Below are 24,026 nucleotides of genomic sequence, written 5' to 3'. Positions count from 1 at the left end.
TGGACTCGCGAGGACGGGGGTGGCGATGACGCGCGCGAGCGACACGCAGGGCGTGGACTTGAGCACAGAGGGCCTGCCGCAGTGGCTGGACCCGGTGGTGCGGGCCGTCGAGACGGTCGAGCCGGTGCAGTTGAGCAGGTTCCTGCCGCCGGCGGACGGGGCGGGGCGGAAGTCGGCCGTGCTGATCCTGTTCGGCGAGGGCGAGCGGGGCCCCGAGTTGCTGCTCATGGAGCGGGCCAGCTCGCTGCGGTCCCACGCCGGGCAGCCCTCCTTCCCCGGCGGTGCCCTCGACCCGGAGGACGGCGACCCCGAGGGTGACGGGCCGCTCAGGGCCGCCCTGCGGGAGGCCGAGGAGGAGACCGGCCTCGACCCGGCGGGCGTCCAGCTCTTCGGGGTGCTGCCCAAGCTGTACATCCCGGTCAGCGGCTTCGTCGTGACCTCGGTCCTCGGCTGGTGGCGGGAGCCGAGCCCGGTCGGGGTGGTCGACCCCAACGAGACGGCGAGGGTCTTCACGGTCCCCGTGGTGGATCTCACGAATCCCGACAACCGGGCCACCGCCGTGCACCCCAGCGGTCACCGAGGTCCGGCATTCCTGGTCGAATCGGCCCTGGTCTGGGGTTTCACGGCCGGCATCATCGACCGTCTGCTGCACTACTCGGGCTGGGAGCGCCCCTGGGACCGGGAGAAGCAGGTCCCGCTCGACTGGCGGTCATGACAGGGTGTCTGCCGTGTTGTGTCGTGTGATGAGGCGAGGCCTGAACCGGTGAACGTGCTGGACATCCTGTTGCTGGTCGCCGCCGTGTGGTTCGCGATCGTCGGCTACCGCCAGGGCTTCGTCGTCGGCATCCTGTCGGTGATCGGCTTCATGGGGGGCGGCCTGGTCGCGGTCTACCTGCTGCCCGTCGCCTGGGACCTGCTGACCGACAACGCGGAGGTCAGCACGACCGCCGCGGTCGTCGCGGTCGTCGTCGTCATCGTCTGCGCCTCCGTCGGCCAGGCCCTGACCACCCATCTCGGCAACAAGCTCCGCCGGTACATCACCTGGTCCCCGGCCCGCGCCCTGGACGCCACCGGCGGCGCCCTCGTCAACGTCGTCGCGATGCTCCTGGTGGCATGGCTGATCGGCTCCGCCCTCGCCGGCACCACCCTGCCCACGGTGGGCAAGGAGGTCCGTAGCTCCAAGGTGCTCCTCGGCGTCGCGCGGGCCCTGCCCGAGCAGGCGAACACCTGGTTCGCGGACTTCTCCTCGATCCTCGCGCAGAACGGCTTCCCGCAGGTCTTCAGCCCGTTCTCCAACGAGCCGATCAACGAGGTCCAGCCGCCCGACCCGGCCCTGGCGAACAGCCCGGTCGCCGGCCGCGCCAAGCGATCCATCGTCAAGGTCATGGGCACCGCCCAGAGTTGCGGCAAGGTCCTCGAAGGCACCGGCTTCGTCTTCGGCGAGCGCCGCGTCATGACCAACGCGCATGTCGTGGGCGGCGTCGACGAACCCACCGTCCAGATCGGCGGCGAGGGCCGGAAGTACGACGCGACGGTCGTCCTGTACGACTGGCAGCGCGACATCGCCGTCCTCGACGTCCCCGACCTGGACGCGCCGGCGCTCAAGTTCACGCCCACGGACGCCAGGAGCGGCGACGGCGCGATCATCGCGGGGTTCCCGGAGAACGGCGCGTACGACGTCCGGGCCGCGCGTGTGCGCAGCCGCATCCCGGCCAACGGCCCGGACATCTACCACCGCGGCACCGTGCACCGTGATGTGTACTCCCTCTACGCGACCGTCCGCCAGGGCAACTCCGGCGGCCCGCTGCTCACCCCCGAGGGGAAGGTGTACGGCGTGGTCTTCGCGAAGTCCCTGGACAACGCCGAGACCGGGTACGCGCTGACCGCGGACGAGATCCAGGAGGACATCGACAAGGGCCGTACCGCGAACCAGCAGGTGGACAGCGACAGCTGCGCGCTGTGAGGGCGCGAGGGGCGTCAGCCTCGGGGGTGACGCAGGCGCACCGAGACCCAGCGGGCCCGACGACGCAGGATGTGCGGGATGCCCACTCGGAGGACCGTCCCCGGCTGGTGCGGGGCCCCTCCTCGCAGGTGGGGGCTCAGGCCGTTGCCCGAGCGGCGGTTGCGTACCACGTCACTGTAGTCGTGCGTCCAGCCCATACCCGGACGTGTGCCCCTGCCCCAAGGTCGATAATCGCCCCCAGGGCCCCCAATTGGCCTATGCGCCGGGCAATTGGCTGTTCGTAGGACAGGTGTTCAGTCCGGGGGTGCCGGGCGCGCCCGCGCGGTCACCGATCGGGTTCGGGGTCCTTCAGCCAGTTGATGAGTTCGGTGCTGAAAGCGACCGGATCCTCTTCATGGGGGAAGTGCCCGAGCCCGTCGAACAGCCGCCAGCGGTACGGCGCTTCGACGTACTCGCCGGAGCCGGCCGCGCTCCGCGTGCGCAACACCGGGTCGAGCGAGCCGTGCAGATGCAGCGTCGGCACCCGCACCGGCCGCTTCATGCGCCGGTTGAACTGGATGCCGTCCGGGCGGGCCAGCGAGCGCACCATCCACCGGTACGGCTCGATCGAACAGTGCGCGGTCGACGGGATGCACATCGCGCGGCGGTACGTCTCCACCGCGTCGTCGTCCGGCAGCACCGGGCCGGACCAGTCCCGCATCAGCCGGGCGACCAGCGCGCCGTCGTCTGCGGTGAGCTGCCGCTCCGGGACCCAGGGGCGCTGGAACCCCCAGATGTAGGAACCGGCGCGCGTCTGCTTGACGTCGGAGAGCATCGCCGAGCGCCAGCGCCGAGGATGGGGCATCGACGCCACCGCGAGCCGTCGTACGAGCTTCGGGCGCATCGCGGCCGCCGTCCACGCCAGGTATCCGCCCAGGTCGTGGCCGACCAGCGCGGCGTCCGGCTCGCCGAGCGAGCGGATCACGCCGGTGACGTCGAGGGCGAGGTTGGCCGGGTCGTAGCCGCGCGGGGTCCGGTCGCTGCCGCCGACGCCCCTGAGGTCCATGGCGACGGCCCGGAACCCGGCGTCGGAGAGCGCGGGCAGCTGGTGCCGCCACGTCCACCAGAACTGCGGAAAGCCGTGCAGCAGCAGGACCAGCGGCCCGTCGCCCATCTCGGCGATGTGGAAGCGCGCGCCGTTGGCGGCCACCTCGCGATGGGTCCAGGGCCCGTCCGGTCGTACTACTGAGGCGGGCGTGGCGGGGTCGGTCATGACGATGAGCGTGCCACAGCCTCGATGGCCTCCGGCACACGGTTCTGGGCCAGCTCGGGCCGCGGGTGCGGCTTGGCGTTCTGCAGGACGCCCGCCGTCTTCTTCATCGACGCGGCCGTCTTCTGCGCACCGCCACCCTTCTTCGCCTTCTTCGCGAAGACCACGCCGATCAGCGCGAGCACGCCCGCGACGAGGACGTTGGCGGCGAAGGACAGCAGGAAGCAGACCGCGAGGTTCCAGTCGCTCCAGGTCCGGATGGCGTACGCGAGGGCGAAGTTCAGCATCGGCAGCGAGAACACCAGCACGGCGCCGGCCACCATGAACGCGCCGCCGCTCGTGGCGCCGCGCTTCACGTCCCGCTTGAGCTGGGCTTTCGCCAGCGCGATCTCGTCGTGCACCAGCGCGGACATCTCGGTCGTCGCCGAGGCGAACAGCTGGCCGATGCTGCGTTCGGCGCCGACCGGGCTGCCGTCGGGTGCGCTCATCGCGTTCTCCCTGAATCTGCCGTGTGCCTGACTGGGGTTCTCCGGGTACGGAGAAGACTTTTGTACCGTCCCGTCAGATCATGCCCGACGGTCGTCCTCCTCGCCTGCCCCGCCCGTCACTTCGGCAAGCCGTGCCCGCTCGGCGGCCTTCAGTTCGGCGATCCGGCGGTGCTCGGCGGCCTTGTTCTCGTGGATCTCGGCCATCCGGAGGTGGTACGCCGGGTCGTCCTCCTCGTAGATGTCCGGGATGCCGTCGCGGTCCTCGTCGCGCTCCTCGTACTCGACCATCCGCCGGTACTTGGCGTTGCGGACCTTCAGCAGCACGGTCGCGAGGGTCGCGGCGATGAGCGAGCCCAGCAGGACGGCCGCCTTGGCGTCGTCGGTGAGGGCCGTGTCGCCGTCGAAGGCCAGCTCGCCGATGAGCAGGGACACGGTGAACCCGATGCCGGCGAGGGTCGCCACGGCGAAGACGTCCGCCCATGCGAGGTCGTCGCTGAGCGAGGCGCGGGTGAAGCGGGCGGTCAGCCAGGTCCCGCCGAAGATGCCGAGCGTCTTGCCGACGACCAGACCGAGGACCACGCCGAGCGTCTCGGGCTGGGTGAAGACCTCGCCGAGCGCGCCCCCGGAGACCGGGACACCGGCGCTGAACAGGGCGAACAGCGGGACGGCCAGCCCCGCCGAGAGGGGACGTACGAGATGCTCGACGCGCCCGCCCGGAGAGTGCTTCTCGCCCTCCCGGGTGGTGCAGCGCAGCATCAGGCCCATCGCGACGCCCGCGATGGTGGCGTGGACGCCGCTGTTGTACATCAGGCCCCAGACGACGAGCGCGAGCGGCACGTACACGTACCAGCCGCGTACGCCCGTGCGCAGCAGCAGCCAGAAGACGGCCAGGCCGACCACCGCGCCCCCGAGGGCGACGAAGTCGATCTCGGCCGTGAAGAAGACGGCGATGATCAGGATCGCGAAGAGGTCGTCGACCACCGCGAGGGTGAGCAGGAAGGCGCGCAGGGCGCTCGGCAGGGAGGTGCCGATGACGGCGAGCACGGCCAGCGCGAAGGCGATGTCGGTGGCCGTGGGGACCGCCCAGCCGGCGAGCGAGCCGCCGCCGGTGAGGTTGGTGAGGGTGTAGACGAGGGCCGGTACGGCCATCCCGCACAGGGCCGCGACCACGGGCAGCGCGGCCGCCCTGGGGTCCTTCAGGTCACCGGCGACCAGTTCGCGCTTGAGTTCGACGCCGGCGACGAAGAAGAAGATCGCGAGGAGGCCGTCGGCCGCCCAGTGGGCGAGGGAGAGGTTCAGGCCGAGGGATCCGGGGCCGAGGTGGAAGTGGCTGACGCTCTCGTAACTGTCGCGCAGCGGGGGCACGTTCGCCCAGATCAGCGCCGCGATCGCGGCCACGAGGAGCAGCACGCCGCCCACGGTCTCCGTGCGCAGGGCGTCCGTGACGAAGGTCCGCTCGGGCAGGGAGAGCCGACCGAAGGCCTTGCGGGGGAGGGGAGTGCGGGGCGCGGCCATCGGGGGGACCTCCGGTCGGGGGTAGGGCGGAGCTGCTCGCCGACCAGACTTCCCGGCACACCTATGGGGTCACGCTAGTTTTCCTTAGTTTACCTAATTTCCATGGTGCGCCCAAAAGAGGCGCCCGGCGCTGTGTCGCGCCGGGCGCCCCCTTGCTGCCTAGTCCTCGCTGGGCGCGGCCGGGAGCTTCGCCTGGATGAGGTCCATGACCGTGGAGTCGGTCAGGGTGGTGACATCACCCAGCTGGCGGTTCTCGGCGACGTCCCGCAGCAGGCGGCGCATGATCTTGCCGGAGCGGGTCTTCGGCAGCTCGGCCACCGGCAGGATCCGCTGGGGCTTGGCGATCGGGCCGAGGGTGGTGCCGACGTGGTTGCGCAGGTCGGCGACGAGGCCCTCGTCCTCGGCGTTCGCCGTGCCGCGCAGGATCACGAAGGCGACGATCGCCTGCCCGGTGGTCGCGTCCGCGGCGCCGACGACGGCCGCCTCGGCGACGGAGGGGTGCGAGACGAGCGCGGACTCGACCTCGGTGGTGGAGATGTTGTGGCCGGAGACGAGCATGACGTCGTCCACCCGCCCGAGGAGCCAGATGTCGCCGTCGTCGTCCTTCTTCGCGCCGTCGCCGGCGAAGTACCTGCCCTCGAAGCGCGACCAGTACGTGTCGAGGAACCGCTGGTCGTCACCCCAGATGGTGCGCAGCATCGACGGCCACGGCTTGGTGAGGACCAGGTAGCCGCCACCGCCGTCGGGAACCTCGTTGGCCTCGTCGTCGACGACCGTCGCGGAGATGCCGGGCAGCGCGGTCTGGGCCGAGCCCGGCTTGGTCTCGGTGACGCCCGGCAGCGGGGAGATCATCATCGCGCCGGTCTCGGTCTGCCACCAGGTGTCCACGATCGGGGTGCGGTCGGCGCCGATGTGCTTGCGGTACCAGATCCAGGCCTCGGGGTTGATCGGCTCGCCCACGGACCCCAGCACGCGCAGGCTGCTGAGGTCGAACTTCGCGGGGATGTCGTCGCCCCACTTCATGAACGTCCGGATGGCGGTGGGTGCCGTGTAGAGGATCGTCACCCCGTACTTCTGGACGATCTCCCAGAAGCGGCCCTGGTGCGGGGTGTCCGGCGTGCCCTCGTACATGACCTGGGTGGCGCCGTTGGCGAGCGGCCCGTAGACGATGTACGAGTGCCCGGTGACCCAGCCGACGTCGGCCGTGCACCAGTAGACGTCGGTCTCCGGCTTGAGGTCGAAGACGGCGTGGTGGGTGTAGGCGGCCTGGGTGAGGTAGCCGCCGGAGGTGTGGAGGATGCCCTTGGGCTTCCCCGTGGTCCCCGAGGTGTAGAGGATGAAGAGCGGCTGCTCGGCCTCGAAGGCCTCGGGGGTGTGCTCGGCCGACTGCCGGTCGACGATCTCGTGCCACCAGACGTCGTGGCTGTCGTCCCAGGCGACCTCCTGGCCGGTCCGGCGGACGACGAGCACGTGCTGGACGTTGTCGACCTTGGTGAGGGCCTCGTCGACGGCCGGCTTGAGCGCGGACGGCTTGCCGCGCCGGTAGCCGCCGTCGGAGGTGATGACGACCTTGGCGTCGGCGTCCTGGATGCGGGTGGCGAGCGCGTCCGCGGAGAAGCCGCCGAAGACCACCGAGTGCGCGGCGCCGATGCGGGCGCAGGCCAGCATCGCGATCGCCGTCTCGGGGATCATCGGCATGTAGACGGCGACCCGGTCGCCGTTCCGGACACCCAGTTCCAGCAGTGCGTTCGCGGCCTTGGAGACCTCGTCCTTGAGCTCGGCGTAGGTGATCGCGCGGCTGTCGCCGGGCTCCCCCTCGAAGTGGATGGCGACCCGGTCGCCGTTGCCCGCCTCGACATGCCGGTCGACGCAGTTGTACGCGACGTTCAGCTCGCCGTCCGCGAACCACTTGGCGAACGGCGGATTCGACCAGTCCAGCGTCTCGGTCGGCTCCTTGGCCCAGGTCAGCCGACGGGCCTGCGTGGCCCAGAAGCCGAGCCTGTCAGCCTTGGCCTCCTCGTACGCCTCGGCCGTGACGTTGGCGTTCGCGGCCAGGTCAGCGGGCGGCGCGAAGCGTCGCTCCTCCTTCAAGAGGTTGGCCAGGCTTTCGTTGCTCACGACATCTCCCTTTACGGTGCTTTGCCGGGGCGACCGTTGTGTCCCAGGCCACAGCTCATCAGACCGGGGGGTGCGCTGACAAGGGCGGTTCGAAAATTGGTTTAGACCTGTGAGGGTCTGTTTCTTCGTCGAGGTCAGACGCCGAGGTCGACGGCCGGGCCCACTCGTACCCACGTACGCCGACCAGGCACAGTTCACCCCTCGTCACGTCTTTCGCGCCCGCGATCCCCGAGCACGGTCACGGAAGTGGTGGGCGGGAGGCTGGGCGGCCTCGTGAGCCGGGCCGCCCACCCCCCTCTCCTCACGCCGGCACGTCCGCCGCCTCCACGTGGTCGAACACGCCGTCCCCGCTCGTCCCGGTGAGCAGATACGCCTGCGCCTCGCCCACGTGGAAGTACATCCCGTGCAGCTCCAGCTCCTCTTCCCGCAGCGCCCGGGCGACCGACTCGTGCGCCCGCAGGTGCTCCAACTGCTGGACCACGTTGGTCAGACAGAGCTGCTCGATGGCGTCGGCGGGTGCCCGTCCGGCGAGCCGGGCCCAGGGCCTGTTGTCGTCGGCCATCCGCTCCAGGCTCGGCTGCCCGTGCCGCAGCCACCGCTTGAGGGGCGTCCGGGCGACCCCCGGCTCGGAGGTGAGCAGCGCCTGCATGGCCCCGCACCCGGAGTGCCCGCACACCGTGATGGACCGCACCTTCAGCACGTCCACCGCGTACTCGATCGCGGCCGCCACCGAGTCGTCGCCGCTCTCCTCGCCGGGCGGCGGGACGAGGTTGCCCACATTGCGCACCACGAACAGATCGCCCGGACCACTGGAGGTGATCATCGAGGTGACCAGCCGTGAGTCGGCACAGGTGAGGAAGAGCTGCGCCGGCCGCTGCCCTTCCCGGGCCAGCCGGGCCAGCTCGCCCCGGATCAGGGGAGCGGTGTTGCGCTGGAACGCGCTGATGCCGCGCGTCAGTTCGTGCCTGCTGGGACCGATGGGACCGGACCCGTCGCGACCTGCCTCGAGCGGTCCGTCGGACGGCCCGGGGTCCCGGCCGGACGTCGGCGTGGACCGTGGGTCCTCGCACTGGTGGTTCCGCCAGGGCGTCCAGGGGCGACAGCGGCAACCGGCGGCCGCACCACGGTTGGTGGAGCCGGGCGCGAGCATGCTCCCGGTCTCCGTCCCCTCGGTGGTGGCGTAGGCGACCTCACCGGGCTCCGCGATCCGGACCCCGTTCCGGCGGCCGGTCAGTTCGACGGTGCCGCCCTGCGCGGTGTGCGTGTTCTGCCAGTCCTGAAGTGCCTCGTACGCCGCGTGGTCCATGAAGGAGCCGTCCAACTCCACGACGACCGACGTGCCCTGGGGCACCAGATGCAGGATCCGGCTGAGCCGGGGCACCGCGAGGAAGGTCAACTGCCCCCGTACGTGTACGTGATGGACTCCGTTGCGTTCGTCGTGGGTGATGCGGGTGCGGGTGAGGCGGTGCAGGGCGACGCCGACGGCCACGGCGATGCCGAGCGTGACGCCCTCCAGGACGCCGAAGACCACCACGCCGAGGGTGGTGACGGCGTAGACCAGGACCTCTCGGTGGCGGGTCACCGTGCGGATGTGGTGCAGGGACACCATCTGGATGCCGACGGCCATCACCAGGGCGGCGAGCGAGCCGAGCGGGATGAGCTCGAGCACCGGGGCCATCAGCAGCGCGGCGATCACTACGAGAACGCCGTGCAGCATCGTGGAGTTCCGGCTCAGGGCACCCGCGTGCACATTCGCGGTGCTGCGCACGGCGACCCCGGCGACGGGGAGTCCGCCGAGCGAGCCGGAGACGATGTTGGCGGCGCCCTGGCCGAGCAGCTCGCGGTCCAGGTCCGAGCGCCGGACACGGCCGGCCGGTCCGGGCCGCCCGGCCGCCATCTTGTCGACGGCGACCGCGCCGAGCAGCGACTGCACGCTGCACACCAGCGTGGTCGTCAGCACGGCGGCGACCAGGCCGAGCACCGGACCCTCGGGGAGCCCGGCCAGGGCGTGGCTGCTCCAGGAGGGCAGGTCGACCATGGGCAGCGTCAGCCCGGCGAGCGCGGCAGCGGCGCTGGCCCCGGTGACCGCGACGAGTGCGGCCGGGATCTTCCGCAGCAGGGCGCCCGCCCGGCCGGGGATGCGCGGCCAGAGCAGCAGCAGGGCCAGGGTCAGGGCGCTCACCGACACGGCGGCGGGACGCACCTCGGCCAACTGCGCGGGCAGCGCCCGGAGGTTGGCCAGCACGGAGCTCTGTGGGGTGCCGCCGAGGACGATGTGCACCTGGGCGACCGCGATGGTGACGCCGATGCCGGCGAGCATGCCGTGCACGATGGCGGGGCTGACGGCGAGCGCGCTGCGCGCCACGCGCAGGCAGCCCAGGCCCAGTTGGGCGAGGCCGGCCAGGACCGTGATGGCACAGGTCGTGCGCCAGCCGTAGCGGTGGATCAGGTCGGCGGTGACGACCGTGAGGCCGGCCGCGGGGCCGCTGACCTGGAGCGGGGAACCGCCGAGCCGGCCGGCCACGATTCCTCCGACGGCGGCGGCGACCAGGCCGGCCTGGAGGGGCGCGCCGGTGGCGAGGGCGATGCCCAGGGACAGGGGCAGGGCGATCAGGAAGACCGCGATCGAGGCCGACACGTCGGCGCCCGCGACACGGAAGCGGCGGGGCCCGGACGGCGGTGGGCTGTGGGGTCGGTGAGTGCGCTGGGTCCGACTCGGGTCGGCGGTGCGGGTGGGGACACATGCGGACATAGTTCCCGTCTCCTCCGGGGCGGCGCGGTCGCGGAACAGGTGGTCCCCCGGCGGTGCCGGGGGGTCGGGTCGCGGCCGTGGGTCACGGCGTGCAGCGGCGGGATGCATCTACGCTCGGTAAACGAATCGTAATTCAGAGTAAAGGACAGGCATAGACTTTCCTGGCAAATGGGTTAATAACCCACTCATCCGAGTGAGGCGCATATGTGATCGGCTTGTCGTACAAACTCCTTCCGGGTCCCGTGCGAGCTTGGCGGCGCTGTCGTTGGCCCCGAGAGAAGGAAGTAGGTGGGCGGAACATGGCCGCCACCCAGAGGATCGCCGCCGGCGCCGTGGTCGCCGCGGTCTGTGCCGCATCGCTCGCCGGTTGCGCGTTCGGCACCGACGGTGCCGATGAAGGGGCCCCGGGCCCGCAGAAGGCGAAGCCCGTCCAGGCGCCGCCCAAGAGCGCGGTCCGCCTGATCGGCGACGGCTCCACCGCGTACACCGGGGCGCAGCCCCACCTGCCGAGGCCGCAGCGGATGAAGCCCGGTCAGAAGCCCCCGCAGTTCGTGGTGTTCTCCTGGGACGGCGCGGGCGAGGACGGCCAGAAGCTGTTCTCCCACTTCCGCAAGGTCGCCAAGGCGAACAACGCGACGATGACGTACTTCCTCAGCGGCGTGTACATGCTCCCCGAGGAGCAGCGCGACCTCTACAAGCCCCCGCAGCACTCCCCGGGCCGCTCCGACATCGGCTTCAACGACAAGAAGGGCATCGCCGAGACCGTGAAACAGCTGCGCGGCGCGTGGCTGGAGGGCAGCGAGATCGGCACCCACTTCAACGGCCACTTCTGCGGCAGCGGCGGCGGCGTCGGCCAATGGTCGGTCGAGGAGTGGAAGGACGAGATCGCCCAGGCCAAGCAGTTCGTGAAGTCCTGGAAGACCACCACCGGCATGCGGAACGCGGCGCCCCTGCCCTTCGACTACGACAAGGAGCTCGTCGGCGCCCGCACCCCCTGCCTGGAGGGCCAGAAGAACTTCATGAAGGCCGCCCGCGAGCTGGGCTTCCGCTACGACACCAGCGGCGTCAACAACCAGGTCTGGCCGGAGAAGAAGGAAGGCCTGTGGGACCTGTCGATGCAGCTCGTGCCGTTCGTCGGGCACTCCTTCGAGCAGCTCACCATGGACTACAACTTCGCCGTGAACCAGTCGGGCACGATGTACGGCGACCCGAGCAGGCACGCGTTCTGGGGCGACCAGATGCGTGACAGCCTGCTCAAGGGCTTCCAGCGGGCCTACGACGGCAACCGCGCGCCCCTGATCATCGGCAACCACTTCGAGTCCTGGAACGGCGGCACGTACATGCGAGCCGTCGAGGAGACCATCGAGGCCGTCTGCAACAAGCCCGACGTGCGCTGTGTCTCCTTCCGGCAGCTCGCCGACTGGCTGGACGCCCAGGACCCGAAGGCCCTGGAGAAGCTGCGGGCCCTCGGCGTCGGCCAGGCCCCGAAGGAGGGCTGGGCGTCCTTCCTCTCGGGCCGCCCGGCCCCGGCCCCGAAGGGGGTGCCGGGGGCGCCGGCGGCCAAGCGGTGAGCCACCGGCACCGAGCCGGTGGGCACCGCGCCGTCACGCGTTGAGGGCGACGCTCTCGCTCAGCACGAACCCGGGGTCGACCTGCGCCGCCAGGTCGGCCCCGGTGCGCTCGTTGCCCCAGGACCGGGCGTTCTTCAGGTGGAAGTGGACCATCTGGCGCGTGTAGCGCTCCCAGTCACGCAGGTCGTACGCCGCGTCGACGGCGGTCCGCAGCTGGTGCAGGGCGCGGCGGTTGACGTCCTCCAGGAGCTCGAACCGGGGCGGCCGGCCCTTCTCCATGGCGCGCACCCAGTCCGAGTGCCCGACCGTCACCAGCAGGTCGTCCCCGACCTCGGAGCGCAGGAAGTCGAGGTCGTCCTGGCCCTGCACCTTGTTGCCGACGACCTTCAGGGCGACGCCGAAGTCGTGGGCGTACTCCTTGTACTGGCGATAGACGGAGACCCCCTTCCGGGTCGGCTCGGCGACGAGGAACGTGATGTCGAAGCGGGTGAACATCCCGGAGGCGAAGGAGTCCGAGCCGGCGGTCATGTCCACCACGACGTACTCGTCCCGCCCGTCCACCAGGTGGTTCAGGCACAGCTCCACCGCTCCCGTCTTGGAGTGGTAGCAGGCGACCCCCAGGTCGGCTTCCGTGAAGGGGCCGGTGACCATCAAACGGACGCTGCCGCCGTCGAGTTCCACCGGCCGGGCGCAGGCGTCGTAGACCGGATTGTCCTCGTGCACCCGCAGCAGCCGGGAGCCCTCGCCCGGCGGGGTCGTCTTGATCATGGTCTCGGCGGAGGCGATACGCGGGTTGCCGCCGCGCAGATAGTCCTTGATCAACGGCAGTCGCTCGCCCATCGCCGGCAGCGCCGCCGCCTCCGCGTCGTCGAGGCCGAGCGCGGCGCCCAGGTGCTGGTTGATGTCGGCGTCGACGGCCACGACCGGCGCGCCGGTGGTGGCGAGATGGCGGATGAACAGGGAGGACAGCGTGGTCTTGCCGCTGCCGCCCTTCCCGACGAAAGCAATTTTCATGTTCACGAAGCGTAGTGGGGTGATCGCTGTGCGTGGCAGATGTGCGTGAAGAAGACCACTCCTTCGTGGGGTGCGGGCCTGGGGTGCGTAATGTCGTACTCATGAGTACGACAGGCGCGACCGCCGATCCGCTCGCGGCCCTGGGCTCGCTGCCCGGTGTGGCCGACTCCGTGGAGTCCGTGCGCAAGGCCGTGGACCGGGTCTACGGGCACCGGATCATGCGGCGCCGCAGCACCGCGGTCACCTCCGAGGCGGCCCTGCGCGGCGCCCGTGGCTCGGCGGCGCTGGCCGGCGCCGACTGGGCGCTCGAAGAGGTGCGCCGCCGCTCGGACTTCAGCGGCGACGACGAGGCTCGCGTGGTGGGCGCGGCCCTGCGGCTGACCGCCGAGGCGGGTCAACTGCTGTCCATCTGGCGTCAGTCGCCCCTGCGTGTCCTGGCCCGGCTGCACCTGGTGGCGGCCGCGACCAACGGTGACGAGGTGGGGCGCCCGCGGCAGGCGGGTGAGCCGGTCGAGGAGCCGCTGATCGAGCTCGCGCTGCCCGACAGCGCGGAGGTGCACGGTCGGCTGGACGGCCTGTCCGAGCTGATCATCGCGGGCAGCTCCGCCCCCGCCCTGGTGACGGCGGCCGTGGTGCACGGCGAGATCCTCGCCCTGCGGCCCTTCACCTCCCACAACGGCCTCGTCGCCCGCACGGCCGAACGCATCGTCCTGATCGGCAGCGGCCTCGACCCGAAGTCCATCTGTCCCGCCGAGGTCGGCCACGCCGAGCTGGGCCGGGCGGCCTATCTGGCGGCGCTCGACGGCTACGCGTCCGGGACCCCGGAGGGCATGGCCGCCTGGATCGCGCACTGCGGCAAGGCGGTCGAACTCGGGGTGCGCGAATCGACGGCGGTGTGCGAGGCGCTTCAGCGCGGGGCGGCGTAACTGTGGTTACAGAGTCGCGTAACCGTAGGTGCGGGGCGGTGTCATCGCGGTTCGGGGCGGTGTAACCGTGGTTCGTCGTGGTGTAACCGTGCTTACGGAAAAGGCCCTCCCGTAGGAGGGCCTGAACAGGGTTGCGGCGGTACGAGGACTCGTACCGCCGCTGGCATGTTCACCGAGTTACCAAGCGTCCTCGATATGTTGCCCATCAGGTCGGGAACTTTGCCCGTCACCTGGTGCGGCTGGCCCGTAATCGACGGGTCGACGTCGCGTGGGTGCCCGATGCTCATGCGCGGTCCGTGGGGCCAGATGCGTTCTTAAGGTGATCCTCTCGGATGTCCTTGGTCTCGCGGGCCGTTGAGTCCTTTGTACTCCAGGACCCGGGCAAGCGGAACCCCTGCCAGCAGTTCTTTACTTTTACTCGCAAACAACCATCAAACGGGCGCGTGAGCGTCAGATCGCCGTCGCCCGGCGCCGGCTGGTGTACCAGACGAGCCCCGCGGTGGCGGCCGCCGCTCCTATGGCCGCCGCCGCGACGAGCGCCGGACGGGACGGCGCGGAGAACGCGGGCAGCCGCTGCTTGAGCCGCACGGGCCGGTGGAAATCGAGAATCGGCCAGCCGCGCGCGATCGCCTCACGGCGCAGTGCCCGGTCGGGGTTCACGGCGTGGGGGTGGCCGACCTCCTGGAGCATCGGCAGGTCGGTCGCCGAGTCGCTGTAGGCGTAGCAGCGTTCCAGGTCGTACCCCTCGGACTCGGCCAGCTCCTTGATCGCCTCGGCCTTCGTCGGGCCGTAGGCGTAGTACTCGACCTCGCCCGTGTAGCAACCGTCCTCGCCCACGACCATCCGGGTCGCCACCACCCGGTCCGCGCCCAGCAGTTCACCGATCGGCTCGACCACCTCGGAGCCCGACGTGGACACGATCACGACGTCACGTCCCGCGATGTGGTGCTCCTCGATCAGGGAGGCCGCCTCGTCGTAGATGATCGGGTCGATCAGGTCGTGCAGGGTCTCGGCCACGATCTCCTTGACGTACTGGACGTTCCAGCCGCGCACGAGTGCCGAGAGGTACTCACGGGTCCGTTCCATCTGGTCGTGGTCCATACCGCCCACGAGGAAGACGAACTGGGCATACGCGGTCCGCAAGGCGGCCCTGCGGTTGATCAGTCCGCCTTGGTAGAACGACTTGCTGAAGGTGAGCGTGCTCGACTTCGCAATGACCGTCTTGTCCAGGTCAAAGAAGGCCGCTGTGCGGGGCAGGGGGTGGTTTTCCACGCCCCCGAGCATAGGGGCAGCCCATTCGGCGTAAGGTGGGGCGCGTGGGTTTGCCTGAGAGGGCTCTCGGGTACACCATGGAAGTCACGGATCGTTCGCGACCGTGCTAACCCGGCCCGGCTCCTCCCCCCCCCCCGAGTCGGCCGTGGAGACGACCCCCACTCTCCCCCCCGGTGGGGGTCGTCGCATGTCCGGGTGGGTTTTTCCTCTTCTGAGCGCGGCTCTGCGGCCGTGTCGAGGCGGCTGCGGCCGCCTCTTTCGCATGCCCCTGATCCGTCACTGTGCGTAACTGTCGCACTGCTCTGCGGAACTCGCACAGGTACCGGTGCCGGGTGCGCCTGTAGGTCCGCGCATAGGTGCGCCCATAGGTGCGCCCATAGGTGCACCTGTGTGGGTGACGGCGATATTCACAACAGCCGAGTTGTCCACAGTTTTTGATCAAGATCCACTTGATTTCCCGCATCGCTGCACGGTGATTCCAGCGCGGCCCGCCGACGCCGACTTGATGGCCGGCTCCGGTTAGCCGGCCGTGTTTGGCCGGTTCCAATCGGGCCGCCATTGGGGCCGCTCGCCGGTTCTTCACACGTTTGGGAATCGCGGGGCCCCAGAGGCCCGCGCGAGAAGCAGCGAAGGGGGATGGAAATCGTGACCGCAGCCGTCACACACGATCCGCCGCACGGCGCCCACGGGCGCCAGGGCGAGCCGCTGATCGTCACCGACGACCCGTTGATCCTGGACGACCTGCTGCGCCTGTGCGCCGCGGCCGGTGCCACACCGGAGGTCCATCCGGGGATGCCGGAACCGCGGGGCCGCTGGGAGGCCGCGCCGCTCGTCCTGGTCGGCGACGACGCCGCGCGGCGCGTGCGCGGAGCCACCCGCCGAGGCGGGGTGGTGCTCGTCGGACGGGACCAGGACGACTCCGGGGTCTGGCGCCGGGCCGTCGAGATCGGTGCCGACCACGTCCTGATGCTGCCCGACGGGGAGCAGTGGCTGGTCGACCGGATCGCCGACGTCGCCGAAGGCGTCGGCCGGCCCGCCCTCACCGTCGGTGTCATCGGCGGCCGGGGCGGAGCCGGAGCGTCCACGCTCGCGTGCGCCCTCGCCGTCACCTCGGCGCGGGAGGGACTGCGCACCCTGCTCGTGGACGCCGATCCGCTGGGCGGCGGACTCGACGTACTGCTCGGCGGTGAGACCGCCGAAGGACTGCGCTGGCCCGCCTTCGCCGCCTCGCGCGGCCGGGTCGGGGGCGGCGCCCTGGAGGAGTCGCTGCCGGAACTGCACTCCCTGCGCGTGCTGAGCTGGGACCGCGGTGACTGCGTCGCCGTTCCGCCGCAGGCCGTCCGCGCGGTCCTCGCCGCGGCCCGCCGCCGGGGCGGCACGGTCGTCGTCGACCTGCCGCGCCGCATCGACGACGGCGTCGCCGAGACCCTCGCCCAGCTCGACCTCGGCATCCTCGTGGTCCCCGCCGAACTCAGAGCCGTCGCGGCGGCCGGGCGGATCGCCTCCGCGGTCGGGATGGTCGTACGCGACCTGCGGGTGGCCGTGCGCGGGCCGCGCGCGCCCGGGCTCGACGACCGTGAGGTGGCACGGCTGCTCGGCCTGCCGCTGGTCGGCGAGGTGCCCCTGGAGACGGGGCTGCTGCGGCCGCACGACAGCAGGACCCCACCGGGCGCCGGACGGGGACCGCTGGCCCGGTTCTGCAAGCAGTTCTGGGAGCGAGCCCTGGCGGAGACGGCATGAGCGCGTACTCCGGGACGGGGCGAGCGGGCGGTGTGGCGGCCGGGGTGCCTGGGGGGTCGCCGGCGGCTGGGGTGCCTGAGGGGTCGGTGGCGGCCGGGTTCCCGGGTGCGGCTTCCTCAGGGTGGAGGTCGGAGCGTGCCGCGCGGGTTGCGGGGCGGGTGGACGGCGTGGGGGCCGGGGCGCCCGAGGGGCCGGTTGCGGCCGGGCTTCCCGGGGCGGCTTCCCCGGGGTGGAGGTCGGAGCGTGCCGCGCGGGTGGTGGGGCGGGCGGGCGACGTGGCTTCTGCGGCGGGATGGGCCGGCGGGATGCCTGTTGCGGCGGGGTGGGCCGCTGGCATGGCTGGTGGGGCCGGTGGCCTGGCTGGTGGGGTCGGGCGGGTCGGTGGGGTGGATCTGTCGGCGGGGTTGCTTGACGGTGTGCGGCAGTGGCTGGCCGAGAGCGGGGCCGAGCCGACGCCCGCGCGGGTGGCGCAGGCGCTGCGGGAGCAGGGGCGGGTGCTGGGGGACGCCGAGGTCCTCGGGGCGGCCGAGCGGTTGCGGTCCGAGCTGGTCGGCAGCGGGCCGTTGGAGCCGCTGCTCGCCGATCCGTCCGTGACCGACGTACTGGTGTCGGCTCCGGACCGGGTCTGGGTGGACCGGGGCGGTGGGCTCGAGCTCACCACGGTCGCCTTTCCCGACGCCGCCGCCGTACGACGACTCGCGCAGCGCCTGGCCGCGGTGGCGGGACGCCGGCTCGACGACGCGCGGCCCTGGGTGGACGCCCGACTGCCCGACGGGACCCGGTTGCACGCCGTGCTGCCGCCGGTGGCCGTCGACTGCACCTGTCTGGCGCTGCGGGTCGTCCGGCCCCGCGCGTTCACGCTCGACGAGCTGATGGCGGCGGGAACAGTGCCGCCGGGCGGGGACCGGGTGCTCCGGGCGCTGGTCGAGGCACGGCTGTCCTTCCTCATCAGCGGCGGTACGGGCAGCGGCAAGACGACGTTGCTGAGTGCGCTGCTGGGGCTTGTCGGACCTGGCGAGCGGATCGTGCTGGCCGAGGACTCCGCGGAGCTGCGACCGGACCATCCGCACGTCGTACGGCTGGAGAGCAGACCCGCCAACCAGGAGGGCGCGGGACTGGTCACGCTCCAGGACCTGGTGCGGCAGGCGCTGCGGATGCGGCCGGACCGGCTGGTGGTGGGGGAGGTGCGCGGACCCGAAGTGGTGCATCTGCTGGCGGCGTTGAACACGGGCCACGAGGGCGGCTGCGGAACGGTCCACGCGAACGCCGCCGCGGACGTACCGGCACGGCTGGAGGCGCTCGGCACGGCCGCCGGGCTGGACCGGGCCGCGCTGCACAGCCAGGTGGCGGCGGCGTTGGCGGTGGTGTTGCACCTCGCCCGCGACCGGAACGGACGGCGGCGGATCGCCGAGGTGCATGTGCTGGAGCGGGATCCGTCGGGGCTGGTGAGGACCGTGCCGGCGCTGCGATGGGGCGCGGAGGCGTTCGTGTACGAGCGCGGATGGGAGCGGCTGCGGGGGCTGCTCGGCACCGCGGAGGCGGCAGGAGACGAGCGGACATGACTGGCCGAGGTGACGAAGAACGGGGGACGGGACGGTGAGCGGTGTGATTGCGGTACCGGCGGGGGCGGCCCTGGTCTGTGCCGGGGCGGCGGTCTGGATCTCGGCCGGGCGGCGGTCCGGGGCGCGGCGGGCGGAGTTGCTGCTCGCGGGCGCCGGCGGGGTGGTCGGGCAGGGGGCGCCGCCGCCCGTCTGGCGCCGACTGACCGGTGGGCAACGGCGGTTGGGGAGCGAGTGGTGGGCGGTGGCGGCCGGACTGGTGGTGGCCGTGCTGGGCGCCTCGGTGCTGCCGCTCGTCGTGGGGGCGGCCGGAGTGCCGCTGCTGCGGAGGCTGCGACTGGCCCGGGAGGCGCGGCAGGACCAGGAGCGCCGAGGGAACGCGGTCATCGCGTTGTGCGGGGCGCTCGCCGGGGAGGTCCGGGCCGGACGGCAACCGGGTGAGGCACTGCTGCGTGCCGCGCGGGACGGTGACGGGCTCGGGGAGGCGCAGACGGCCGTACTGGCGGCGGCGCGGTTCGGCGGCGACGTACCGGATGCGCTCGCCGGGGCCGCACGGCAACCGGGCGCCGCCGGGCTGCTGGGGCTCGCGGCGTGCTGGCGGGTCGCTGTGGACCGGGGCGCCGGGCTGGCCGCCGGACTGGACCGGCTCGAGGCGGCGTTGCGCGCGGAGCGGGACCAACGTGCCGATCTGCGCGCCCAGTTGGCCGGCGCGCGGTCCACGACCGTGATGCTCGCCGGACTGCCGGCCCTCGGACTGCTCCTCGGCACGGCCCTCGGCTCCGACCCTCTCCACGTCCTGCTGCACACCGCACCCGGCCTGGGCTGTCTGGTGATCGGAGGCCTGCTGGAGGGGCTGGGGATGTGGTGGGCGACGCGGATCGTGCGCGGGGCGGAGGCGGTGTGAGGGCGGGACGGGCATGGGGTGCGGCGGAGAAGAGGGTGGCGTGAGGACGTGGGTGTGGGGCTGGGCGAGGAGGGTGCGATGAGTGCGGAAGTTGTCCACAGGCTGGGGGTGATCCTGGGGGCCGGGCTGGTCCTCGGGTGGCTGGTCCGGTGGGTGGCGGGGACGCGGCGGGAGCGGCGGCTTCGGCGACGGCTGGCCCGGCTGGCGGCCCAGGAGGCGGTGTCCGCCGGCTCGTGGGGTGAGGCGCGGAAGTCCGTGCGGCGATGGCTGCCGTCGGTGGGTGTGGTGTCCGGCGGGTGGGCGCTGGTCGGTGGCGTGAGCGGCCTCGTGGTGGGGCTGGTCGTCGCCGCCGGACTGTGGTGGTGGCACAGGAAGCGGGCCACCGTGGACCCGGCGGAGGCGTACGACACCGCGGAGGCGGCACGCCAACTCCCGCTCGCCGCCGATCTGCTGGCCGCCTGTATCGCGGCCGGCGCGGGTCCGGTGATCGCGGCACGCGCGGTGGGCGAGGCGCTGGGCGGCCCGGTCGGGGACGCGCTCGCGAGGGGAGCCGCGGAGGTACGGCTGGGCGGACCGCCCGGCGAGGCGTGGCGGCGGCTGGCCGCGCTGCCGGGCGCCGGTCCGCTGGCGCGGCTGCTGGAACGGGCCGACGAGTCCGGCCTGCCCGCGGCGGCACCGGTGGCACGACTCGCCGTGGAGGCCCGCGCCGACTGGGGGCGTGCCGCGACGGCACGGGCCCGGCGGGCGGCGGTGACGGTGACCGCGCCGGTAGGGCTGTGCTTCCTGCCCGCGTTCATCACGGTCGGCGTGCTGCCCGTGGTGATCGGGCTGGCGCACGGGGCCCTGGGCGGGGGTGGTGGATGACCGCGGGGTGCGCGGGAGGGCGGCCGGTGCTCGAGGAGCAGCGGATGACCGGTCCTCGGGAAGCGGTGGAAGCCGGTGGTGGCGAAGAGGTGAAGACCAGTGACCCAGACGTAGCAGACGACCAGTGATGGCGAAGCGGCAGAAGAGCAGTCACCGAGACGCAGCAGAAGAGCAGTGACCGAGACGTAGCAGTCGACCGGTGATCGAGACATGGCGGTCGACACGACTGACCTTTACGGGGGTTGAGATGGGCAAGGCGGTATGGGCACGGGTGCGTGTCCTGATGTGGCGGGCGCGTGCGGCGCGGCGGGACGTGGGGATGGTCACCTCGGAGTACGCGATGGGGATCATCGCGGCGGTGGCGTTCGCGGCCGTTCTCTACAAGGTGGTGACCAGTGGAGCCGTCAGCGCGGAGCTCCAGGGCATCGTGAAGCAGGCGCTCGATGCGCGGATGTGAGCGGGGAGCGGACCGGGGGTTCGTGACGGCGGAGTCGGCCGTGGTGCTGCCGGTGCTGGTGATGTTCGCGACGGCGCTGGTGTGGGGGCTGCTGGTGGTGGCCGCGCAGATCCAGTGCGTGGACGCGGCGCGTACCGGGGCCCGGGCGGCGGCTCGGCAGGACGCGGCCGACACGGTCGTCGAGGTGGCCCGGGCGGCGGCACCGCGGGATGCGCGGATCACGGTCAGCCGGGAGGGGGACCAGGTCCGAGTGGCGGTCGTGGCGAGGCCACCGGTCCTGCACGGGCTCCCCTTCGACGTACGGGAAGAGGCGGTGGCGTCGGTGGAGGGGGTGGGGCCATGAGAAGCGGGTCTCTGGGGCGCCGGGGTGCGGATTCACGCTGGGGCGCCGGGAAGGAGGGCAGCACGCGGCGCCCGGCTCGCGGCGCCGACCGCGGTTCCGCCACCGTCTGGAGCCTCGGTGCCATCGCCGTGCTGTGTGTGGTGTTCGGCGTCGTGCTCGCGATGGGGCACGCCGTCGTCACCCGGCACCGCGCGGCGGGCGGAGCGGACCTGGCCGCCCTCGCGGCGGCGGACCACTGGGCGGAGGGCGCCGCGGGAGCCTGTGGCCGGGCCGAACGGGTGGCCCGGGCCCAGGGGACCCGGCTCGTGCGGTGCGCGCTGGCGGGCGAGGTCTCGGACGTGACGGCGACGGCGGGACGGGGTCCGTTCGCGGCGGAGGTCAGGGCACGGGCGGGGCCGGCGGAGTTGCCTGTTCCGGCACCGGCGGGGGCGGCGGGGGCACGGCTTCCGGCGTCGACGGAGGCGGCGGAGGCGCGGCTTCCGGTACCGGCGGGGGCGGCGGGGGCACGGCTTCGGGTACCGGCGGGGATGACGGAGGCGTGGCTTCCGGTACCGGCGGGGATGACGGAGGCGTGGCTTCCGGTACCGGCGGGGATGACGGAGGCGTGGCTTCCGGTACCGGCGGGGATGACGGAGGCACGGCTTCCCGTACCGATGGCGGCGACGGAACCGACGGACCCGACCGCACCGGCGGAGCAGGCGGACTTGCCGCCTCCGCCCCAGGCTCCCCTCCCACCGGCCTTCCCTCAGCGGGCTCTCCCTGAGCCGGCTCCTCCTCAGTCGGCCCTCCCTCAGCCGGCTCCCCCTCCGAACCGCCCTCCTCCTCCGGCGCCCCCCTCAACAGCACCGTGAGCAACCGCACCGCCCCCCGCTTGTGCAACGGGTCGTTGCCGTTGCCGCACTTGGGGGACTGGATGCAGGACGGGCAGCCGGCGTCGCACTCGCAGGCGGAGATGGCCTGGCGGGTGGCAGTGAGCCAGGCGCGGGCGGTGTGGAAGGCGCGCTCGGCGAAGCCCGCGCCGCCGGGGTGTCCGTCGTAGACGAAGACCGTGGGGAGCAGGGTGTCGGGGTGCAGGGGGATCGACACCCCGCCGATGTCCCAGCGGTCGCAGGTCGCGAACAGGGGCAGCATGCCGATCGAGGCGTGTTCCGCCGCGTGCAGGGCGCCGCCGAGGATCTCCGGATTGATGCGGGCCTCGTCCAGCTGGTCCTCGGTGACCGTCCACCAGACCGCGCGGGTGCGGAGGGTACGCGGGGGGAGGTCGAGCTTGGTCTCGCCGAGGACCTCGCCGGTGATGAGGCGGCGGCGCAGGAAGGAGACGACCTGGTTGGTGACCTCGACGGAGCCGTAGCACAACCGGCCCTCACCCCAGGGGACTTCGACGTCCGTCTCCAGGACGGTGACGGAGGTCGTGTCGCGGGCCACCGTCGAGTACGGCGGGTTCGCCTCCTCGACCAGGGCCACCGAGTCCTCCAGGTCCAGGGACCGGACGACGTAGGTGCGCCCCTGGTGGAGGTGGACCGCGCCCTCGTGGACGGTCGTGTGGGCGGCCCCCGCGTCGACCGTGCCCAGGAGACGGCCCGTGCCGGACTCGACGATCTGCACCGGGGTGCCGCCCCCGCCGCGGATGTCGGTGAGGTCGGCGGCGCGTTCCCGGCGGGTCCAGTGCCAGGCCTTCGTCCGGCGGCGCAGCAGCTTCGCGGCCTCCAGCTGCGGCAGCAGGGCCTCGGTCTCCGGGCCGAACAGCGCCAGGTCCTCCTCGGTCAGCGGCAGTTCCGCCGCGGCCGCGCACAGGTGCGGGGCGAGGACGTACGGGTTGTCGGGGTCCAGGACCGTCGACTCCACCGGTCGGTCGAAGAGGGCCTCGGGGTGGTGGACGAGGAAGGTGTCCAGGGGGTCGTCGCGGGCGACCAGGATCGCCAGGGCGCCCTGGCCGGCGCGGCCCGCGCGGCCCGCCTGCTGCCACAGGGACGCGCGCGTGCCGGGGTAGCCGGCGATCACCACGGCGTCCAACCCCGAGACGTCGATGCCGAGTTCCAGGGCCGTCGTCGCGGCGAGGCCCAGCAACTCGCCCGAGTGGAGGGCTTGTTCCAGGGCGCGGCGTTCCTCGGGGAGGTAGCCGCCGCGATACGCCGCCACTCGGCGGGCCAGCGAGCGGTCGACCTCGGCCAGGCGCTCCTGGGCGATGACCGCGATGAGCTCGGCGCCTCGCCGGGAGCGGACGAAGGCGACCGAGCGGACACCCTGCACGGTGAGGTCGGTCAGGAGGTCCGCGGTCTCGGCCGTCGCCGTTCGGCGGACCGGGGCGCCCTTCTCGCCCTGCATCTCGGTGAGCGGAGGCTCCCAGAGGGCGAACACCAGTTCACCGCGGGGTGAGGCGTCGTCGGCCACCTCGACCACCGGGAGGCCGGTGAGGCGGCGGGCGGCGACCGCGGGCTCGGCGGCGGTCGCGGAGGCCAGCAGGAAGACCGGGGAGGCGCCGTACCGGGCGCACAGGCGGCGCAGCCGGCGCAGGACCTGGGCGACATGGGAGCCGAACACGCCGCGGTAGGTGTGGACCTCGTCGATGACGACGTACTTGAGCGCCTTCAGGAAGGAGGACCAGCGGGGGTGGGAGGGGAGTATGCCCCGGTGGAGCATGTCCGGGTTGGTCAGCACGTAGTTGGCGTACTGGCGGATCCACTCGCGTTCCTCGAAGGGGGTGTCGCCGTCGTAGACCGCGGGTCGAACAGAATTGCCCAGCGGTTGTGAAAGTTTCTTCACAGATCGGCACTGATCTGCCGCGAGCGCCTTCGTGGGGGCGAGGTAGAGAGCCGTGGCGCCACGGCCGTTCGGAGCCTCGGAGCCGTCCAGGAGGGCCGACAGGACGGGCGTGAGGTACGCCAGGGACTTCCCGGAGGCCGTGCCGGTGGCGACGACCACCGAGTCGCCGTCGAGGGCGTGCTCGGCAGCCTGGGCCTGATGGGCCCAGGGGTGCTCCACGCCCGTCGCCCGCACGGCCGCGAGGACCTCTGAGCGAATCCGGTCAGGCCAGACGGCATGGCGGCCCGCACGTGGGGGCAAGTGCTCCGTATGAGTGATGCGCGCAGCCCGGCTCGGGCCCGAGGCGAGCCGGTCCAGGACCGCGCCCGGTCCCGGCCGGGAGACGGGGTCCGCCGAGGGTCGATCGGTTCGGTGATTCTTGGCCATCGGCACCGAGTGTGTCACTGGCGTGACGGACAATGGGACCAAGGCGTCGTGCACGCCTGCCGTAAGTGATTGAATGCCATCGCGGCTGGCGAACCGTCCTGG

The 24,026-nt window shown here is 72.2% G+C and carries 19 protein-coding genes and 1 pseudogene; 11 read left to right on the top strand and 9 right to left on the bottom strand.

Going from position 1 to position 24,026, the window contains the following annotated elements; genetic code table 11:
• The first annotated feature begins 25 nt into the window (after positions 1-25).
• Positions 26-715, top strand: coding sequence for an NUDIX hydrolase (locus tag ACZ56U_RS06765; RefSeq protein WP_469082969.1), 690 nt, complete (start codon positions 26-28; stop codon positions 713-715).
• Positions 716-763: 48 nt separating this feature from the next.
• A complete protein-coding gene (locus tag ACZ56U_RS06760) occupies positions 764-1,963 on the top strand; it encodes a MarP family serine protease (RefSeq protein WP_469082968.1) in 1,200 nt (399 codons plus the stop codon).
• Between the two features lie 14 nt (positions 1,964-1,977).
• Here the strand turns inward: ACZ56U_RS06760 and ACZ56U_RS06755 are convergent, their stop codons facing one another.
• The 6 genes from ACZ56U_RS06755 to ACZ56U_RS06730 all read right to left on the bottom strand — a co-directional run bounded on the left by ACZ56U_RS06755 (position 1,978) and on the right by ACZ56U_RS06730 (position 10,085).
• Entirely contained in the window at positions 1,978-2,160 is a 183-nt protein-coding gene (locus ACZ56U_RS06755; protein ID WP_469082967.1) for a hypothetical protein, read from the bottom strand.
• A 128-nt stretch (positions 2,161-2,288) separates the two neighbouring features.
• Positions 2,289-3,215: an alpha/beta fold hydrolase gene (locus tag ACZ56U_RS06750; protein ID WP_469082966.1), complete on the bottom strand. Its 927-nt coding sequence runs from the start codon at positions 3,213-3,215 to the stop codon at positions 2,289-2,291.
• Positions 3,212-3,700, bottom strand: coding sequence for a phage holin family protein (locus ACZ56U_RS06745; RefSeq protein ID WP_469082965.1), 489 nt, complete (start codon positions 3,698-3,700; stop codon positions 3,212-3,214). The genes ACZ56U_RS06750 and ACZ56U_RS06745 overlap by 4 nt, the downstream gene beginning before the upstream one ends.
• 78 nt (positions 3,701-3,778) lie before the next feature.
• The gene (nhaA, locus tag ACZ56U_RS06740; protein ID WP_469082964.1) at positions 3,779-5,215 is read right to left on the bottom strand and encodes a Na+/H+ antiporter NhaA; all 1,437 of its coding nucleotides are present in this window, start codon (positions 5,213-5,215) and stop codon (positions 3,779-3,781) included.
• Positions 5,216-5,374: 159 nt separating this feature from the next.
• Positions 5,375-7,333, bottom strand: coding sequence for an acetate--CoA ligase (acs, locus tag ACZ56U_RS06735; RefSeq protein WP_469082963.1), 1,959 nt, complete (start codon positions 7,331-7,333; stop codon positions 5,375-5,377).
• Between the two features lie 301 nt (positions 7,334-7,634).
• On the bottom strand, positions 7,635-10,085 hold the full coding sequence (locus tag ACZ56U_RS06730; protein WP_469082962.1) for a bifunctional SulP family inorganic anion transporter/carbonic anhydrase: 2,451 nt from the start codon (positions 10,083-10,085) through the stop codon (positions 7,635-7,637).
• 299 nt (positions 10,086-10,384) lie between these two features.
• On the opposite strand from ACZ56U_RS06730, the gene ACZ56U_RS06725 reads away from it, so the two are divergent.
• Positions 10,385-11,656 carry a polysaccharide deacetylase family protein gene (locus tag ACZ56U_RS06725; RefSeq protein WP_469082961.1) on the top strand — a complete coding sequence of 424 codons (1,272 nt, stop codon included), beginning with the start codon at positions 10,385-10,387 and terminating at the stop codon, positions 11,654-11,656.
• A gap of 33 nt (positions 11,657-11,689) precedes the next feature.
• On the opposite strand, the gene ACZ56U_RS06720 is transcribed toward ACZ56U_RS06725, so the two are convergent.
• Positions 11,690-12,670 carry an ATP-binding protein gene (locus tag ACZ56U_RS06720; protein WP_469082960.1) on the bottom strand — a complete coding sequence of 327 codons (981 nt, stop codon included), beginning with the start codon at positions 12,668-12,670 and terminating at the stop codon, positions 11,690-11,692.
• A gap of 101 nt (positions 12,671-12,771) precedes the next feature.
• On the opposite strand from ACZ56U_RS06720, the gene ACZ56U_RS06715 reads away from it, so the two are divergent.
• Complete coding sequence (locus tag ACZ56U_RS06715; RefSeq protein WP_469082959.1) at positions 12,772-13,596, top strand: Fic family protein; 825 nt, start codon at positions 12,772-12,774, stop codon at positions 13,594-13,596.
• 450 nt (positions 13,597-14,046) lie between these two features.
• Here the strand turns inward: ACZ56U_RS06715 and ACZ56U_RS06710 are convergent, their stop codons facing one another.
• A complete protein-coding gene (locus tag ACZ56U_RS06710) occupies positions 14,047-14,880 on the bottom strand; it encodes an HAD family hydrolase (RefSeq protein ID WP_469082958.1) in 834 nt (277 codons plus the stop codon).
• A 624-nt stretch (positions 14,881-15,504) separates the two neighbouring features.
• Between ACZ56U_RS06710 and ssd the strand changes: the two genes are divergently transcribed.
• From ssd to ACZ56U_RS06675, 7 genes and pseudogenes are all read left to right on the top strand, one after another.
• Positions 15,505-16,608, top strand: coding sequence for a septum site-determining protein Ssd (gene ssd / locus ACZ56U_RS06705; RefSeq protein WP_469082957.1), 1,104 nt, complete (start codon positions 15,505-15,507; stop codon positions 16,606-16,608).
• Between the two features lie 305 nt (positions 16,609-16,913).
• The gene (locus tag ACZ56U_RS06700) at positions 16,914-18,170 is read left to right on the top strand and encodes a TadA family conjugal transfer-associated ATPase (protein WP_469082956.1); all 1,257 of its coding nucleotides are present in this window, start codon (positions 16,914-16,916) and stop codon (positions 18,168-18,170) included.
• 34 nt (positions 18,171-18,204) lie between these two features.
• Positions 18,205-19,071 (top strand): type II secretion system F family protein, encoded by an 867-nt coding sequence (locus tag ACZ56U_RS06695; protein WP_469082955.1) that lies wholly within the window; start codon positions 18,205-18,207, stop codon positions 19,069-19,071.
• Between the two features lie 78 nt (positions 19,072-19,149).
• Positions 19,150-19,935, top strand: coding sequence for a type II secretion system F family protein (locus tag ACZ56U_RS06690; protein ID WP_469082954.1), 786 nt, complete (start codon positions 19,150-19,152; stop codon positions 19,933-19,935).
• A gap of 247 nt (positions 19,936-20,182) precedes the next feature.
• The gene (locus ACZ56U_RS06685) at positions 20,183-20,392 is read left to right on the top strand and encodes a DUF4244 domain-containing protein (protein WP_469082953.1); all 210 of its coding nucleotides are present in this window, start codon (positions 20,183-20,185) and stop codon (positions 20,390-20,392) included.
• Positions 20,379-20,735 carry a TadE family type IV pilus minor pilin gene (locus ACZ56U_RS06680; RefSeq protein ID WP_469082952.1) on the top strand — a complete coding sequence of 119 codons (357 nt, stop codon included), beginning with the start codon at positions 20,379-20,381 and terminating at the stop codon, positions 20,733-20,735. The genes ACZ56U_RS06685 and ACZ56U_RS06680 overlap by 14 nt, the downstream gene beginning before the upstream one ends.
• Positions 20,732-21,163, top strand: a pseudogene (locus tag ACZ56U_RS06675) (Rv3654c family TadE-like protein); the annotation flags it as partial. The gene ACZ56U_RS06680 and the pseudogene ACZ56U_RS06675, both read left to right, overlap by 4 nt.
• On the opposite strand, the gene ACZ56U_RS06670 reads toward ACZ56U_RS06675, so the two are convergent.
• A complete protein-coding gene (locus tag ACZ56U_RS06670; protein WP_469083398.1) occupies positions 21,114-23,930 on the bottom strand; it encodes a DEAD/DEAH box helicase in 2,817 nt (938 codons plus the stop codon). The pseudogene ACZ56U_RS06675 and the gene ACZ56U_RS06670 sit on opposite strands and share 50 nt — an antisense overlap.
• Positions 23,931-24,026 lie beyond the last annotated feature (96 nt).

The sequence above is a fragment of the Streptomyces sp. NPDC034103 genome (assembly GCF_055575395.1).
This window is presented reverse-complemented; position numbering and strand designations above follow the sequence as displayed.

Coding starts and splice junctions, on each gene's coding strand:
- ACZ56U_RS06765 (WP_469082969.1), top strand. CDS start 26: ATGACGCGCGCGAGCGACACGCAGGGCGTGGACTTGAGCACAGAGGGC.
- ACZ56U_RS06755 (WP_469082967.1), bottom strand. CDS start 2,160: ATGGGCTGGACGCACGACTACAGTGACGTGGTACGCAACCGCCGCTCG.
- ACZ56U_RS06750 (WP_469082966.1), bottom strand. CDS start 3,215: ATGACCGACCCCGCCACGCCCGCCTCAGTAGTACGACCGGACGGGCCC.
- ACZ56U_RS06745 (WP_469082965.1), bottom strand. CDS start 3,700: ATGAGCGCACCCGACGGCAGCCCGGTCGGCGCCGAACGCAGCATCGGC.
- nhaA (WP_469082964.1), bottom strand. CDS start 5,215: ATGGCCGCGCCCCGCACTCCCCTCCCCCGCAAGGCCTTCGGTCGGCTC.
- ACZ56U_RS06730 (WP_469082962.1), bottom strand. CDS start 10,085: ATGTCCGCATGTGTCCCCACCCGCACCGCCGACCCGAGTCGGACCCAG.
- ACZ56U_RS06725 (WP_469082961.1), top strand. CDS start 10,385: ATGGCCGCCACCCAGAGGATCGCCGCCGGCGCCGTGGTCGCCGCGGTC.
- ACZ56U_RS06720 (WP_469082960.1), bottom strand. CDS start 12,670: ATGAAAATTGCTTTCGTCGGGAAGGGCGGCAGCGGCAAGACCACGCTG.
- ACZ56U_RS06715 (WP_469082959.1), top strand. CDS start 12,772: ATGAGTACGACAGGCGCGACCGCCGATCCGCTCGCGGCCCTGGGCTCG.
- ACZ56U_RS06710 (WP_469082958.1), bottom strand. CDS start 14,880: ATGCTCGGGGGCGTGGAAAACCACCCCCTGCCCCGCACAGCGGCCTTC.
- ssd (WP_469082957.1), top strand. CDS start 15,505: ATGGAAATCGTGACCGCAGCCGTCACACACGATCCGCCGCACGGCGCC.
- ACZ56U_RS06700 (WP_469082956.1), top strand. CDS start 16,914: ATGCCTGTTGCGGCGGGGTGGGCCGCTGGCATGGCTGGTGGGGCCGGT.
- ACZ56U_RS06690 (WP_469082954.1), top strand. CDS start 19,150: ATGAGTGCGGAAGTTGTCCACAGGCTGGGGGTGATCCTGGGGGCCGGG.
- ACZ56U_RS06685 (WP_469082953.1), top strand. CDS start 20,183: ATGGGCAAGGCGGTATGGGCACGGGTGCGTGTCCTGATGTGGCGGGCG.
- ACZ56U_RS06680 (WP_469082952.1), top strand. CDS start 20,379: ATGCGCGGATGTGAGCGGGGAGCGGACCGGGGGTTCGTGACGGCGGAG.